At 69.1% G+C, this 15351-nt stretch carries 15 protein-coding genes; 1 reads left to right on the plus strand and 14 read right to left on the minus strand.

Translation table 11 applies throughout. From position 1 onward, the window contains the following. Positions 1–74: 74 nt before the first annotated feature. From rsmD to MGN01_RS10920, 5 genes are all read right to left on the minus strand, one after another. On the minus strand, positions 75–629 hold the full coding sequence (gene rsmD, locus MGN01_RS10900) for a 16S rRNA (guanine(966)-N(2))-methyltransferase RsmD (RefSeq protein WP_147046641.1): 555 nt from the start codon (positions 627–629) through the stop codon (positions 75–77). 31 nt (positions 630–660) lie between these two features. Further along, on the minus strand, positions 661–2448 hold the full coding sequence (locus tag MGN01_RS10905) for a pseudouridine synthase (protein ID WP_147046642.1): 1788 nt from the start codon (positions 2446–2448) through the stop codon (positions 661–663). 152 nt (positions 2449–2600) lie between these two features. Further along, positions 2601–2777 carry a DUF1328 domain-containing protein gene (locus tag MGN01_RS10910; protein WP_147046643.1) on the minus strand — a complete coding sequence of 59 codons (177 nt, stop codon included), beginning with the start codon at positions 2775–2777 and terminating at the stop codon, positions 2601–2603. Positions 2778–2851: 74 nt separating this feature from the next. Next, a complete protein-coding gene (locus tag MGN01_RS10915) occupies positions 2852–3055 on the minus strand; it encodes a CsbD family protein (protein ID WP_147046644.1) in 204 nt (67 codons plus the stop codon). A 114-nt stretch (positions 3056–3169) separates the two neighbouring features. Then, entirely contained in the window at positions 3170–5272 is a 2103-nt protein-coding gene (locus MGN01_RS10920; protein ID WP_147046645.1) for a putative bifunctional diguanylate cyclase/phosphodiesterase, read from the minus strand. Between the two features lie 214 nt (positions 5273–5486). Between MGN01_RS10920 and MGN01_RS10925 the strand changes: the two genes are divergently transcribed. Further along, a complete protein-coding gene (locus MGN01_RS10925) occupies positions 5487–6410 on the plus strand; it encodes an alpha/beta fold hydrolase (protein ID WP_147046646.1) in 924 nt (307 codons plus the stop codon). A gap of 4 nt (positions 6411–6414) precedes the next feature. Here the strand turns inward: MGN01_RS10925 and MGN01_RS10930 are convergent, their stop codons facing one another. From MGN01_RS10930 to rnr, 9 genes are all read right to left on the minus strand, one after another. Beyond that, positions 6415–6861: a nucleoside deaminase gene (locus MGN01_RS10930; protein WP_238257968.1), complete on the minus strand. Its 447-nt coding sequence runs from the start codon at positions 6859–6861 to the stop codon at positions 6415–6417. A 7-nt stretch (positions 6862–6868) separates the two neighbouring features. After that, positions 6869–8149, minus strand: coding sequence for a phosphoribosylamine--glycine ligase (gene purD, locus MGN01_RS10935; protein WP_147046648.1), 1281 nt, complete (start codon positions 8147–8149; stop codon positions 6869–6871). Positions 8150–8236: 87 nt separating this feature from the next. Beyond that, the gene (gene msrA / locus MGN01_RS10940; RefSeq protein ID WP_147046649.1) at positions 8237–8971 is read right to left on the minus strand and encodes a peptide-methionine (S)-S-oxide reductase MsrA; all 735 of its coding nucleotides are present in this window, start codon (positions 8969–8971) and stop codon (positions 8237–8239) included. A 31-nt stretch (positions 8972–9002) separates the two neighbouring features. After that, on the minus strand, positions 9003–9473 hold the full coding sequence (gene msrB / locus MGN01_RS10945) for a peptide-methionine (R)-S-oxide reductase MsrB (RefSeq protein WP_147046650.1): 471 nt from the start codon (positions 9471–9473) through the stop codon (positions 9003–9005). Between the two features lie 258 nt (positions 9474–9731). Continuing rightward, positions 9732–10220 carry a cyanase gene (gene cynS, locus MGN01_RS10950; protein ID WP_147046651.1) on the minus strand — a complete coding sequence of 163 codons (489 nt, stop codon included), beginning with the start codon at positions 10218–10220 and terminating at the stop codon, positions 9732–9734. Positions 10221–10305: 85 nt separating this feature from the next. Next, positions 10306–11520: a serine hydrolase domain-containing protein gene (locus tag MGN01_RS10955; RefSeq protein WP_147046652.1), complete on the minus strand. Its 1215-nt coding sequence runs from the start codon at positions 11518–11520 to the stop codon at positions 10306–10308. A gap of 193 nt (positions 11521–11713) precedes the next feature. Next, a complete protein-coding gene (locus MGN01_RS10960; RefSeq protein WP_147046653.1) occupies positions 11714–12463 on the minus strand; it encodes an NUDIX hydrolase in 750 nt (249 codons plus the stop codon). Further along, entirely contained in the window at positions 12417–12917 is a 501-nt protein-coding gene (locus tag MGN01_RS10965; protein WP_238257969.1) for a DUF983 domain-containing protein, read from the minus strand. Before MGN01_RS10965 ends, MGN01_RS10960 begins: the two co-directional genes overlap by 47 nt. Before the next feature lie 23 nt (positions 12918–12940). Further along, entirely contained in the window at positions 12941–15283 is a 2343-nt protein-coding gene (gene rnr, locus MGN01_RS10970; RefSeq protein WP_147046654.1) for a ribonuclease R, read from the minus strand. Positions 15284–15351 lie beyond the last annotated feature (68 nt).

Below are 15351 nucleotides of genomic sequence, written 5' to 3' on the forward strand. Positions count from 1 at the left end.
CCTTATGCGGGGAGAGTTTCGCGCTGCGACGGCTAAGTCAATTATAATTCTAAAACACTGACGCTGGGACTACCTCAATCGAAGCGCAGGAAGGTCACGGCCGTGTCGCCGGTGTCGCGGCGCTCCAGTTGCGTGAAGCCGGGCAGGGGTCCGAGCGTGACGGAGGCAGATTCTTCAACGAGAACAAGCGCCTGCGGCTCCAGCCAGCCGCCATCAGCCGCAGCCTGGAGGGCCTTGGGGGCGAGGTCGCGGCCATAGGGCGGATCGCAGAAGACCAGCGAGAAGCGGCCGATGGCCTGAGCGAGGCCGAGCTTGGTCGCGTCACGCCGGTAGAGGCGGGTGGTGCCCTCAAGGCCAAGTGCCTCGATATTCTCACGAATCAAGCCCCGCGCCTCAGCGCCCTCGTCGACGAGGAGGGCGTAGGCGGCACCCCGCGACAGGGCCTCGAAGCTGAGGGCGCCGGTGCCGGCGAAGAGGTCGAGAACACGAGCATTCTCAACAGGATCGCCGTAGGCGTGGAACAGGACATTGAACAGCGTCTCGCGCAGCCGGTCCGAGGTCGGCCGGATCGCGTCCGTGCGCGGACCTCGCAGGGTGCGCCCGCGCAGATTTCCACCGACGATCCTCATGCAAGGATCGCCAGCAAGCCTTTGAGATCACTCATTTTCCAGCGCGCGGCGGCCGACCGCCGCCACCGCGGGAACCGCCCGGCTTTCCGCCGAAACCGCCCGGTCGTCCGCCGGGTTTTCCGCCCTTGAAGCCGCCACCGGGCCGCCCGCTGCCGGCCTTGAAACCTCCGCCGCCCGGACGATCGCCGCCAGCCTTGAAGCCGCGGCCGCCGGCCGGCCTGTCGCTGCGAGCGCCGCCCGCGGGGCGCTCGGAACCCGGTCGGCCCGAGCCGCTTCTCGGCCCGGCGCCGCCAGCACGCTGATCATGTTCCCGGTGTGCACGCGGGCGGTCTTCACGGCCGCCGGCATCGTTTCCCCGGCCACGCCCGGATTCGGACGACCGTGGACGCAGCCCATCGCGGAAGCCGCCGGAGCGTTCGCCGTCCCGCGGCCGGTCGCGCGGCGGTCCGCGGCGCTCGCCGCGATCCTCGAACCGGTCGGTCCGGGGAGCTGCCCCGCCTTCCTGCCGGCGCGGGCGCGCATCGGCCCGGGGAGCGCGCCGGTCGTCGGAGCGCTCGGGACGCTCCTCGGCGGTGCGGAAGCGGACGCGGCGATGGGGCTCGGGAGCGGGTGCCTCCGGGCTCGGCTGCAGGCGCTCCACCAGGACGCGGCGCTCACCGGACTTGATCGAGCCGACGCGCTCGCGGCCGCGCTCGGCCGCCGCTTCGCGCGATGACCTCGGGTCGCTGCCCCTGCGCGGGATCTTGGTGCCGCGCGGGCGCTCAGTATCCTCGTCCGCACGCCAGATGGATTGCCGCGGGCCGGCGCTCGAGCCGCCGGTGGGAACGCGGGCGGGCGCGGCCGGGCGCGACGGGTTGCGGGTCGGGCGATCGTCCCCGCCGCGCCGCTCGGGCCGCGAGGAGGCCGAGGCCGGCTTGCGAGGCTTGCCGGTAGGGCCGCGCTGGGCCTCCGCCGCGGGCTTCCTCGGCTTGCCGAAGGGCGCGATCGGCTCGCGGGTCGGGCTCTCGAAGTCGACGCCGGCCTGCTCGGCCAGGGTCTTGCCGAGCTGTTCCTTCAGCACCTTGGTGCGGATCTCCTCGACTAGCCCCACCTCGAGGTCGCCGAGCTGGAAGGGCCCGAAGGAGACCCGGATCAGCCGGTTCACGGAGAGGCCGAGATGTTCGAGGATGCGCTTGACCTCGCGGTTCTTGCCCTCGCGCAGGCCGAGCGTCAGCCAGATGTTGTCGCCCTGCGCGCGGTCGAGATGCGCCTCGACGGGGCCGTACTCCATGCCGTCGATGGTGACGCCCTTGCGCAGCTTGTCGAGCTCCGGCTGCGTGATCTCGCCGAAGGCGCGCACGCGGTACTTTCGCAGCCAGCCGGTATCCGGATGCGCGACGACCTTGGCGAGGCCGCCGTCGTTGGTCAGGAGCAGCAGCCCCTCGGTATTGATGTCCAGCCGCCCCACGGCGACGACACGGGGCAGGTCGTCCGGCAGAACGTCGAAGACCGTCTGTCGGCCCTCCGGATCGCGGGCCGTCGTGACGACGCCGCGCGGCTTGTGCAGGATCCAAAGCCGGGTGCGCTCGCGGGCCGGCAGCGGCTCGCCGTCGACGGTGATGCGATCTTCTTCGGTGACGTTGATCGCCGGGGAGGTGAGAGCCTTCCCGTTCAGGCTCACGCGCCCGGCCTCGATCATCGCCTCGGCGTCGCGGCGCGAGGCGATGCCGGCACGGGCAATGGCCTTGGCGATGCGCTCGCCCTCGGGGGTAGCGGGAATCGCATCGTCGCCGTGCGGGGGCTCGGCCACGCCGGTATCGTCATCGGGAATGTCGCTCATGGCCGCTGCCATAACAGAGCGGGCCGCCCGTTACGAGACGCCTGTCTGCACTCCTGCCTCGATCGGAACACGCCGCTGCCGCGGGGGCATGCGCGAGGCACGAAAAAGGCGGCCGAAGCCGCCTTTTCCGCTCGCGATCGTCGCTGGTGCCGTCAGAGCCGCGGGGCGCGCCCGCGCACGGCGCCCATGACGGCCGAGATCAGGAACAGCGCGATCGCAACGAAGCAGACGATCTTGGCTGCTTCCATGGCCGTACCGGCGACACCGCCGAAACCGAGGACCGCCGCGACCAGAGCGATAACGAGAAATGTGACTGCCCAACCGAGCATCTGAGTCTCCTGCAAAAACTTCCGGGATAAATGGCCAAGCTGCGGCAATCGTTCCGCAGCGCTGTCGCTTTTCCCTAGAGGCTGCGCTTGACCGCGTCGGCGCCGTCCTTGACGGCATCCTTGGCATGGCCGGCCGTCTTCTGCGCATCGCCCTTGAGCTCCTGCGCCTTGCCTTCCGCCTGAAGCTTCGGATCGTCGGTCGCCTTGCCGATCCCCTGCTTCACGTTGCCGGCGGCCTCGTTGGCGACGCCCTTGATCTTGTCGGTCGTGCTGCTCATTGCAGGTCCTTCATCCATCGACGGCAGTGCCGTCTTCGGGATTGCAACGGCGCGCCCCACCGCAATGTTCCGCCGCTTAACATCGACTCCCTGAAGAGCTCGACGTGATCACGCTCATGCGGCGTCCTTAATCCCGCCGAGCACGAGCATCTCGCTGATCTCTCCCAAGGGGCGCGGCGGGCTGAACAGGAAGCCCTGGATTTCCTGAACACCCTCGGCGCGCACCGTGGCGAGTTGGGCCTCGGTCTCGACACCCTCGACCAGCGTGGTGATGCCGAGGCTGGTACCGAGACCCACGATCGCGCGGATGATGGCGCCGGCATCCGAGCGCCCAGCGGAGTCGCGTACGAAGGAGCGGTCGATCTTGATCTTGTCGAAGGGAAAGCGACGCAAGTAGCTGATGCTCGAATAGCCCGTGCCGAAATCATCCATCGAGATGCGTACGCCGAGCCGGCGCAGGGTGTGCAGCGTCTCGAGATTGGCCTCGGTGTCATCGAGCAGCACGCTCTCGGTGATCTCGATCTCGAGCCGTTCCGCCTGCAATCCCGTGGCGGCGAGCGCCATCAAGACGCTTTGCGCAAAGCTGCGGTTGCGCAGTTGCAGGACCGAGACGTTGACCGCGATGCTGATGTCGTCGGGCAGCGTGGCCGCGTCGCGACAGGCCTGGTTGAGCACCCATTCGCCGAGTGGGACGATGAGCCCTGTCTCTTCGGCCAGGGGAACGAAGACGCTGGGACTGATGAGGCCCCGCTCGGGATGGCGCCAGCGTACCAGCGCTTCGAGGCCGGTGATGCGGTTCTCGTCCAGGTCGACAAGCGGCTGGTAGTGAACCTCGAACCGACCAAGCGCGAGGGCCTCGCGCAGCTCACGTTCCAGGACGGTGCGCTCGCGCGCCGTCTCGTCCATCTGCCGTTCGAACAGGCAACAGGTACCGCGACCCGCCGCCTTGGCCTCGTAGAGCGCCATGTCGGCGTTCCGCAGGAGGCGTTCGATGTCGCGGCACTCATCCGCGAGCGCGATGCCGACGCTCATGCCGATCTCGACGCAATAGCCGTCGAGTTGGTAGGGCGCGCTGATCGCCGCGATCATGCGCTGCGCCAATCTCTCGGCGCCGGTCTCGTCCTCGACCCGATAGAGCACGGCGAACTCATCGCCACCGAGCCGTGCAACCACGTCGCGTCCGCGCACGTGGCTGCGCAGCCGCTCGGCGACGGCGCGCAGCAGCGCGTCGCCGAGGGCATGGCCATAGCTATCATTGACGGGTTTGAAGCGGTCCAGATCGAGGCACAGCACGGCCAAGGTCAGGCCGTCGCCGGCCTGGGCCGCCATTTCCGTGCCGACTTCACGCAGGGCGGTCCGGTTCGGCAGGTCGGTCAACGCATCGTGGCGGGCCATATGGATGATGCGCGCCTCGTTGCGTCGGCGCTCGGTCACATCCTCGAACGTGGCGACCCAGCCGCCGCCCTCCATGGTCCGGTGGGTGGCCGCGACGACGCGTCCGTCGGCCAGTTCGCGCAGGACGGACTTGGCGCTCTCCCCGGCCAGCGATGTCCGCGTGCCCTCGCTCACCGAATCCACGGTGGCGCCGGCCTTGTAGCGCTTCAAGGCGACCAGGACCTCGATGATCTCACGCTGAGTCATACCGATGCTGAGTGCGGTCTCGTCGAGGTCGAAGATCTCCAGGTAGCGTCGGTTCCAGACGACGAGACGCGCATCCGCGTCGAACATGCACAGGCCTTGGGTCATGTTCTCCAGCGCCGCATCGAAGCGCCGGTTCTGCTCCCCGAGCTGGGCGTTCGCGTTCTGCAACTGCGTCAGAGTGGTTGCCAGGGTGCTGCGCGTGCGATGCTGTTCGCTCACGTCGCTGCCAACGCCGCGATAGCCGAGGAAGGTTCCGTCGGGTGAAAAGCGCGGGCGCCCGCTGATCTCGAACCAGCGGGGAGCACCGTCCGGGTGCCGAAACCGGTAGATCTGGTCGCGGAACGGACGAAGCGCGTCCATCGCCTCGAAGACGCCCTGAAGGCTGTAAGCCTCGTCGCCCTCGCCAGCGTCGTCCACGGCAAAGGCCTCGCGGCTGCGGCCGAGCATGGCAGCGGCGGGCATGCCCATGAACCTCTCGGCCTCGGCAGACAAATAGCTGAACCGCCCTAGCTGATCTGTTTCCCAGAGCCAGTCGGCCGAGATCTGAGCAACTTCTTCGAGGGCGTGGAGAGGCATGAGAGCACCGCAAAAGCTAGCCTAATGTCACCTCTAAGCGTTAAGAAAAGGCACTGCCGAAGTATTAGGCATATTGCTGCCAAAATAGTCTAAGTAGCGGTCAATGTCGCTTCGACAGACCCTCTCACGCTCATCACCGCCGGCCGGCGGATCGACGGGCACTCGCGAAGATGTCCTATCGATGGACCTTCATCACTGCGGAGAAGAGTGAGACATGGACGCAGACAAGGTCGAAGATCTCTTCCCAGGCTTCGAAGCCTTGTGGATCGATACGCCGTCCGGCCGCTGGTTCGCCCGGGCCGGCGGCCCGGCGGAGGCGCCGCCATTGCTCCTGCTGCACGGCTTTCCGCAGACCCACGCCATGTGGAACCCGATCGCCGGGCGGCTCGCCGAGGATCGCCGCGTCATCTGCCTCGACCTGAGAGGCTATGGCTGGACCGACGCGCCGAGGGGCGAGGCGGACCATTCGACCTACGCCAAGCGAACGATCGCCCGGGACATCGTCGCGCTGATGGAGCAGATCGGTCACGTGCATTTCGCGATCGCCGGGCACGATCGCGGCGCCCGCGTGGCCTACCGTCTCGGCCTGGACCATCCCGAGCGCATCGAGCGGCTGGCGCTCCTCGACATCGTGCCGACCACCATCCAGTGGGACCGGATCGCGGCCAAGCCAGGTACGAACCCGCACTGGTCGTTCCTCGCGAAGCCCGCGCCGGAACCGGAGCAGGCGATCAGGCAGGACCCGGACGCCTATTTCGAGGGCCTCCTGAGGCAGTGGAGCGGGGCGCACGACCTCTCGGCCTTCGCTCCGGCCGCGCTGGCGCTCTACCGGCAGAGCTGGAACGTTCCCGAGCGCATCCATGCCATGTGCGAGGATTATCGCGCCGGCGGCCCCGACGGACCGGACCGGGCCGCGGACAAGGCCGACCTCGCCGCCGGCAAGACGCTCTCCATGCCCGTCACCGTGCTCGCCAGCCGGGACTATCTCGACAAGGACAAGCCCGAGCCGGCGCTCGCCGTGTGGCAGCAGACCTTCGCGCCGCGGGCAGCCGGCCTGTCGCTCGATTGCGGGCACTTCGTCGTCGAGGAGAAGCCGGACGAGGTGCTGGCGGCGCTTCAGGACTTCTTCCGCCGCTGAGGACTCAGTCGCGCCGGGCCTGGAAAAAGTCCTTCAACAGGGCCGCCGCCTCCGTCTCGCGCAGCCCCCCATACACCTCCGGCGCGTGATGGCAGGTCGGCTGGTTGAAGACCCGAGGGCCGTGCTCGACGCCGCCGCCCTTCGGGTCGGAGGCGCCGTAATAGAGCCGGCGGATGCGGGCGAAGGAGATCGCGCCCGCGCACATCGGGCAGGGCTCCAGCGTCACGTAGAGATCGCAGCCGGTCAGCCGCTCGTCGCCGAGCGCGGCGCAGGCGGCGCGGATCGCCAGGATCTCGGCATGGGCGGTCGGGTCGTGCAACCGGCGCGGCCGGTTGCCGGCGACCGCCAGCACGCGGCCCTCCCGCACGATCGCCGCGCCCACCGGCACCTCGCCGAGGGAGGCCGCCTCGCGGGCGGCGTCGAAGGCGAGGCCGAGCGGGTCCGCGCTCACGGGCGGCTCAGATGCCGGGATCGTCGGCTTCGCGGGTCACCGCCCGGTAGCCGATATCGCGACGGCAGAAACCCTCCGGCCAGTCGATGCGCGCGATGGCGGCATAGGCGCGGGCCTGGGCTTCGCGGACGCTCCTGCCGATGGCCGTGACGGCGAGCACGCGGCCTCCATCGGCGACGAGCTGGCTGCCCTCCTGCCGGGTACCGGCATGGAAGACGATGACGTCCTCGGCCGCAGCCTCCGCGACGCCGCGGATCGGCGAGCCGCGCACGACGGTGCCGGGATAGCCGGCCGCCGCCATCACCACGGTGAGCGCCGCCCGGCTGCTGTCGAAGCCGAGGGAGACCTGGGAGAGATCGCCGTCGCAGGCCGCGATCAGCGCGGGCACGAGGTCGCCGGTGAGCCGCGGCATCAGCACCTGCGCCTCCGGGTCGCCGAAGCGCGTGTTGTACTCGATGAGCCGCGGCCCATCCGCCGTCAGCATCAGCCCGGCATAGAGGATGCCGGTGAAGGGCGTGCCGCGCTCGGCCATGCCGCGCAGCGTCGGCGCGATGATGCGCTCCATCACCTCCGCTTCCAGAGCGGGCGTGATGATGCTCGCCGGGGAATAGGCGCCCATGCCGCCGGTATTGGGGCCGCGGTCGCCGTCGAAGGCGCGCTTGTGGTCCTGGGCAGTGCCGATCGGGACGGCGCGGGTGCCGTCGCAGAGGGCGAAGAAGCTCGCCTCCTCGCCGACCATGCATTCCTCGATGACGAGTGCCGCACCGGGCGCGTCGAGCACGTTGCGCACGGCGGCCTCGGCCTCGGGCAGGCTTTCGGCCACGACGACGCCCTTGCCGGCAGCGAGGCCGTCCGCCTTCACCACGATCGGCGCGCCGTGCTCGCGCAGATAGGCCAGGGCCGGTTCGACCTCGGTGAAGCGGGCAAAGCCTGCGGTGGGGATGCCGTACTCGGCGCAGAGCTCCTTGGTGAAACCCTTGGAGCCCTCCAGCTGCGCCGCGGCCTTGGTCGGGCCGAAGGCGCGGATGCCGGCGGCGTGGAGATCGTCGACCAGCCCGGCGACGAGGGGGACTTCCGGCCCGACCACGACGAGGCCGATCGCTTCCCTGCGGCAGAACTCCACCACGGCCGCGTGGTCGGAGGCCTTCAGGTCGGGGAGGTTCGTGCCGTGCGCGGCCGTGCCGGAATTGCCGGGCGCCGTGAACAGGCGGTCGCAGAGCGGGGACTTCGAGATTGCCCAGGCGAGCGCGTGCTCGCGCCCGCCGGAGCCGATGAGCAGGATGTTCATGCCCCTCCCATCGTCGAAAACGGCGGGCGGGGCAAAGCCTGATTTCGCCGCGACGGCTCTGCGTCCACGGCCGAGACGCGGTTCGGGTCAGGCCTTGGACTTGTTGACGAGGACCGGGGCCTCATTCGCGCGATCCGGGAAAAGCGTCTGCAATGCGCGCAGCTTCGGCGCATCGTTGACCACGATGTACCCGGCATGCGGGTTCAGGGCCATGTAGTCCTGATGGTAGTCCTCGGCCGGGTAGAAGGCGGCGCCGGGCTCGATCTTGGTGGCGATCGGCCGCGAGAACGTCTTGGCCGCGTCGAGCTGGGCGATATAGGCCTTGGCAACCTTGGCCTGCTCGGCATCGGCCGGGAAGATCGCGGAGCGGTACTGCGTGCCGCTATCCGGCCCCTGGCGGTTCACCTGGGTCGGGTCCAGGGCCACCGAGAAGAAGATCTGAAGCAGCTGGTCGTAGCGCACCTGCGACGGGTCGTAGGTGATCTTCACCGCCTCGGCATGGCCGCTGCGTCCGCGCCCGACCGTCTCGTAATTCGCCGTATCGCGGCTGCCACCGGCATAGCCGGAAACGGCCTGGGTCACGCCCTTCACGTGCTGGAAGACGCCCTGGACGCCCCAGAAGCAGCCGCCAGCCAGCGTCGCGGTCTGCAGCTTGCCGGGCGCCTCGCTGGATTTCATCGCGGCGTCGGGCAGGCGCTGTCCGGCCTCTTCCGCATGGGCGTAGCCGTGCGGCAGCGAGACCGTGGCGATGAGCCCGCCGGTCGCGCCGAGGGCGAGCGCCCAGCCGAGGGCGGCAGAGCGCAGAAACTTGGAGATGATCATGGAGCTCTCCTATGAATGAGGGGAAGGCGGTTCAGGCAGGCTGGAAGGTCATCGCCACGCCGTTCATGCAGTAGCGCAGGCCGGTCGGGCGCGGACCGTCATTGAAGACGTGGCCGAGATGGCCGCCGCAGCGGCTGCAATGCACCTCGGTGCGGGTCATGCCGAAGGCGCGGTCCGTACTCTCGCCGACGGCGCCGGGAAGCGGCTGATAGAAGCTCGGCCAGCCAGTGCCGCTGTCGAACTTGGTCTGCGAGGCGAACAGCTTCTGGTCGCAGCCGGCGCAGGAGAAGGTTCCGGCCCGCTTCTCGTGGTCGAGCGGGCTGGTGCCGGCACGCTCCGTGCCGTGCTGGCGCAGGACGTTGTAGGCGGCCGGGTCGAGCTGCCTGCGCCATTCCTCGTCGCTCTTCTCGACGGCGAAGGCGAGGGCGGGTTTCGACGCACTCAGCCCGGCGAAGAGGCTGGCCAGGGAGGCTCCGGCAAAAAGGGTCTGGCGGCGGTTCATGGGCGCTGCTCCCGAAAGGGGGGACGTATCGTCTCCCCATTCGTACGGACGGCGCGCCGGTTACGTTTCAGCGTCGGCCTGCGACGCGCCGCCTCGGGGATACCCATGCAGCATAGGCGGCGGGAAACTTGGCAAGAAGCGTGGCGCAAGGGGTGACATGTCGCAGCCGCCGCTTCTCAGCCACCACGGGCCCGTCATTCCGGGTTCGCCGGCGGCGTCCCGGAATGACGGCGGGAGAATGCGAGCCCTCGGCCGCTGTCACCCCTCCTTGAAGCCGTATTCCGGCACGCCGTCCTCGTTGCCGTAGTACTTGTACGGCAGGAACTTGCCGGAGAGGTTCATCTTCACCCGGTCGCCCTTGTTGTTGGGCTCACGCTCCATGGTCATGTTGAAGTCGATCGCCGACATGATGCCATCGCCGAACTCTTCCTGGATCAGCTCCTTCCAGGTGCTGCCGTAGACCATGACCAGCTCGTAGAAGCGGTAGATCAGCGGGTCGGTCGGAGGCATCTGCGGGATCGAGCCGCGATAGGGCGCCTCGTTGAGCATGCGCTCCTCGGCAAGGCTCAGCCCGAACAGCTCGGCCGCCTTCTTCGCCTGCGCCTTGGGCAGCTTCATCTGGCCCATGCAGGCCGCCGTGATCAGGATCGGCGAGATGCCGCCGATCTCGTCCTGGATGAACCGCCAGCTCCAGCCCTTCTCGCGCTTGATGTCGAGCAGCTTCTCCGTGAGGTCTTCGCGCTTCATGCCATGTCTCTTGCTGGGTTGAGCGTGCCGCGGCTCTGCCGTCGCCGCCGGCGCGCTCCCTGCAAGTTCGTCGCCAGAGCGGCGGTCAATCCACCAGCGCGGCGTAGGTCAGCACCCGCAACTCACGCCGGATCGGCAGCGCGGAGGAGGGGATCAGCTGCGCGAAGAGGACCACGGCGAGCTCCTCGGCCGGGTCGATCCAGAACGAGGTGCTGGCGAGGCCGCCCCAGGCTACCTCGCCCGGCGTGCCGATGATCTGCGCCCGGGCCGGATCGAGCATCACCGAGAAGCCGAGCCCGAAGCCGACGCCGGCATAGGAGGATTCCGAGAAGCGCGGCTGGCCCATCGCGGCCATGTCGCCATCGAGATGGTTGGCGGTCATCAGCTCGACCGTCTTACGGCCGAGCAGCCGCACGCCGTCGAGCTCACCCTTGTTCAGGATGAAGCGGCAGAAGCGCAGGTAGTCGGCCGCCGTGCCGACGAGACCACCGCCGCCCGAGGCCACCGGCGGGGGCGACAGGAAGCGGCTGCCCTCGGCATCGTCGTAGATCTTCAGGCGGCCCGTGCGGTCGAAGACGTAGTTGGCCGCGAAGCGCTCGCGCTTGTCGTCCGGCACGAAGAAATCGGTGTCGTTCATGCCGAGCGGCTTCAACACGCGCTCGCGCAGGAAGTCCGAAAATTCCATGCCCGAGAGCACGGCGACGAGATGGCCGAGCACGTCGGTGGACACCGAGTAGTTCCACTCGGCACCCGGCTGGGCGAGCAGGGGCTGGCGCGCCACGCGCGCGACGAGGTCGGCCAGCGCATGGTCCGAGGTCTGGAAGTCGATGCCGGCGACCCGGTACAGCGCATCGACCAGCGTGGCCTCCATGAAGCCGTAGGTCAGGCCGGAGGTATGGGTGAGCAGGTCGCGGATGGTGATCGCCCGCTGGGCCGGCACGGTGTCGAGCTTCACCCGGTTGCCGCCGACGGCGACGCGCATCTCCGCAAACTCGGGCAGGAAGCAGCTCAACGGATCGTCGAGCTGAAACCGGCCCTCCTCGTACAGCATCATCACCGCCACCGAGGTCAGCGGCTTGGTCATCGAGTAGATGCGGGCGATGGTCTCGGGACCGAAGGGCCGGTCGCGGGCGATGTCGGCCTTGCCGTGGGCGCGGAAGAAGGCGGTCTGGCCGCGCCGGAGCAGGCTCACGGAAAGCCCGGCGAGCCGCCCCTCGTCGACGTAGCGCCGCATCCAGGCGTCGATGCGCTCCAGGCGCTCCGGGCAGAGCCCCAGGCCGCGGGGATCGGTGTCGGTCATCGTTCGGACAGGCCTCGCGCCACTTTCGATTCCCAAGGCCGTCATTCCGGGGCCTGCCACAGGCAGGAATCTGGAATCCACCCGTGATGCGATGGTCGCGACAGGCCAGAAGCAGCGTGCCCGATCTTGGATCCCGGGTCCCGCTGCGTGGCTCCGGAATGACGCGGGCGGTGTCGAACGACCGAACGCGTCATCACAGCAATTCCCGCAAGCCCTTCCCGTAGCGCTCGAAGTAGAACGGGATCGGCCGGAACGGCTTGAAGTCGATCGCGGCGGCCGCTTCGAGGTCGTCGAGTACGGAACGGGTGATGCGCGGCAGATCGAGCCCGCGCGCCTCGTCGAGCCCGACCCAGGCAATCTCGGTGAGTTCCGCATCCGGTCCGACGATACCGGCGCGCTCGGCCGCCACCGCCTTGCGGTCGGCGACGAAGAACCGGGTATCGAAGCGGCGCGGGCGACCAGGCGGCGTGATCGCGCGGGCAACGAGGTGAAGCGCCTCCAGTTCCGGCAGAACGCCCTCTTCGGCGAAGGCCGTCCAGGAGCCCTCGGGCGTGGTCTCGGGCGGCCCGTAATCTCGGGTGCCGACGAAGAGGCCCGTCTCCTCGTAGGTCTCGCGGATCGCCGCGAGGGCGAGGCAACGGCCGAGCATCGGCGAGCGGCCGGTGACGCGCGTCGAGAGGGCATCCTCGCTGCGCTGGCACAGGGCGCCGGCCACCGGCATGCGCCGGTCGGCGAGATCGAGCCGGCCACCGGGAAACACGAACTTGCCGCCCATGAAGGCGAGGCGGGTGTTGCGGCGACCCATCAGGACGCGGAGCTTCTTCCGCGACCGGTCGACCAGGATCAGCGTGGCGGCATCACGGGGTCGGAGCGCCGGAGCCGATCGGCTGCGCGTCTCAGACGCGGCCGATATCGGCAGCGGGGGCGGGGTCGCCTGGTCCAACGCGCGTCTCCTCGGCTCCGGGCCGCGGGGGTGGGGATACCTGGAAGCCGTGCATCCGGGTCGCATATTGCAGGCCGATCACAGCGCCCTTCACGGGCTGCAGCAGGAGCGCCACCAATCCGAGCGTCAGCCCCGGCCAGAGCGTAACCGAGACCCAGAGGGGCACGTCGTAGCCCATCTCGAAAGTCAGGATCAGGTAGCCGACGATGTGGCCGACCACGAAGATCACGATGTAGGGCGGGAAGTCGTCGGCCCGATGTCCGTCGAGCTTCATCCCGCAGGCCTCGCAATGCGGCCGCGTCTTGAGGAAGCGGCCGAACAGCTTGCCTTCCCCGCAATGCGGGCAGCGGCAGAGGAAGCTGAGCGCCATGGCCGGAATGAGCCTGGTGCGCTCGACCGCCACGCGAGGCGGTTCCGCGGAAGGATCGATAGCGTGCGTCGTCTCGATCAGCATGGGGGCGTCCTACACCACGCGCCTCACCCGCGCGAGCCGCGCCGGCGATCGGGTGTGTTGCGGCTGGCGGAAGGCTTGCCCCCCTTCGAGGCGGATTTCGGCGGCCCGTAGCTCGTCTTCTTGGACTTCGCCTTGTGGAATTTCGGCCGGCCACCGGGTCCCGACCGCCCCGAGCCGGTGCGCCCCTCCGACAGAATCTCGAAGCGCAGGGCACCCGCCACCGCCGCCGCCTCGACCAGCTTCACCTCGACGGTGTCGCCGAGGCGGAAGGTCTCGCCGGTGCGGTCGCCGACCAGGGCGTGCCGGGTCTCGTCGTGCCGGTAGAAATCGGCGCCGATGGTGGAGGCCGGCACGAAGCCGTCGGCCCCGGTCTCGTCGAGCTTCACGAAGAGCCCGGCGCGGGTGACGCCCGAGATGCGGCCCGTGAAGGTCGCGCCGACGCGGTCGGCGAGGTGGTGGGCGATCAGCCGGTCGATCGTCTCGCGCTCGGCCGCCATGGCGCGGCGTTCGGCACCCGAGATCTGCTCACCGATCGCGTCGAGCATGCCGGCGGTGACATCGGAGGGCAGGCCGTCCGAACCCAGCCCCCCGGCCGCGATCAACGCGCGATGCACGACGAGGTCGGCATAGCGCCGGATCGGCGAGGTGAAATGCGCGTAGCGGCGCAGGTTCAGCCCGAAATGCCCGAGGTTCTGGCTCGAATAGATCGCCTGGGCCTGCGTGCGCAGGATGACCTCGTTGATGAAGATCGAATGCTCGGTCTCGGCCACCGAGAGCAGGATGCGGTTGAACAGGGCCGGCTTCAGCACGCCGTCCTTTGGCAGCTTGATGCCGACCGAGGCGAGCACCTCCCCGAGCGCCCGCATCTTCTCCAGGGCCGGCTCGTCGTGCACGCGGTAGATCAGCGGCGACTTCGCCGCCTCCAGCGTTTCGGCTGCGGCGACGTTCGCCTGGATCATGAACTCCTCGATCAGCCGGTGCGCCTCCAGCCGCTCCGGCACGATGACGCGGTCGACGGAGCCATCGGGCTTCAGCAGCACCTTGCGCTCGGGCAGGTCGAGGGCGAGGGGGCCACGGTTGTCGCGGGCCCTCTTCAGCGCCTCGTAGGCGGCGTAGAGCGGGCGCAGCACGGGCTCGAGCAGCGGCCCGGTCTTGTCATCCGGCCGGCCGTCGATGGCGGCCTGGGCCTGGGCATAGGCGAGCTTGGCGCGTGAACGCATCATCACGCGGTGGAAACTGTGCCGGCGCTTGGTGCCGTCGGCAGCGATCACCATCCGCACGGCGAGCGCAGGCCGATCCTCGTTCTCGCGGAGCGAACAGAGGTCGTTGGAGATGCGTTCGGGCAGCATCGGCACGACGCGGTCCGGGAAGTAGACCGAATTGCCGCGCAGCAGCGCCTCGCGGTCGAGCGCCGAGCCGGGGCGGACATAGGCGGCGACGTCGGCGATCGCGACGGTGACGATGAAGCCGCCCTCGTTCTTCGGGTCGGGGTCGGGCACCGCCATCACGGCGTCGTCGTGATCCTTGGCATCTGGCGGGTCGATGGTCAGCAGCGGCTGGTCGCGCCAGTCCTCGCGGCCTTTCAGGCCAACCTCCTTCACCGCGTCGGCCTCGGCCTGCGTCTCCTTCGCGAAGACATGCGGGATGTTGTGGAGATGGATCGCGATCAGGCTCACCGCCTTCTCGGAGCCGAGCGTGCCGAGACGTTCGCGGATGCGTCCGCGCGGCAGGCCGAAGCGAGTCTCGCGCTCGACCGCGACGCTGACGAGATCGCCGTCGCGGGCCTCGCCCTCTTCGCCGGGCGGGATCTCGATCTCGCGGCCCTGCGAGCGCTTCTCCACTGGGATCAGTCGGCCGCCTTCACGTCCGGCGCGGTAGACGCCGATCACCTCGGCCTTGTTCTTGCCGATCACCTTGACCACGCGGCCGGTATAGCGCGTGGCCGACCCGGCCTCCGGCTCGACGCGGATCAGCGCGCGGTCGCCGAGGCCCGGGGCAGGGCGGTTCGACTTGCGGCCCGCCCGCGGCATCTGGACGATGATGCGCGGCGCCTCGCCCTCGCCGTCCCATTGGGCCGGCCGGGCGACGAACTCGCCGTCGCGATCCCTCGAAAAGATGTCGGCCAGCACCACCGGGGGCAGCCTTCCGGCCTTGCTGAGGCCACCGCGTCCGCGCTCGATGGCGCCGTCCTCCTCGATCTCCTTGAGAAGGGCCTTGAGGGCGATGCGGTCCCCACCCTTGATGTTGAACGCCTTGGCGATCTCGCGCTTGCCGACCTTCTCGGTGGATTCGGCGATGAAGGCGAGGATGGCTTCACGCGAGGGAAGGGCGCTGGCGGCCGGTGCGGAAGAGGTGCGTCTGGTCAAGGAGGAGGGACTCGCTGCGCCGGATTGATGGGGACGGCGCTCGATCGGACAGGGCCGAGCATACCGGC

The sequence above is a fragment of the Methylobacterium gnaphalii genome (assembly GCF_007992215.1).
Taxonomy (GTDB): domain Bacteria; phylum Pseudomonadota; class Alphaproteobacteria; order Rhizobiales; family Beijerinckiaceae; genus Methylobacterium; species Methylobacterium gnaphalii.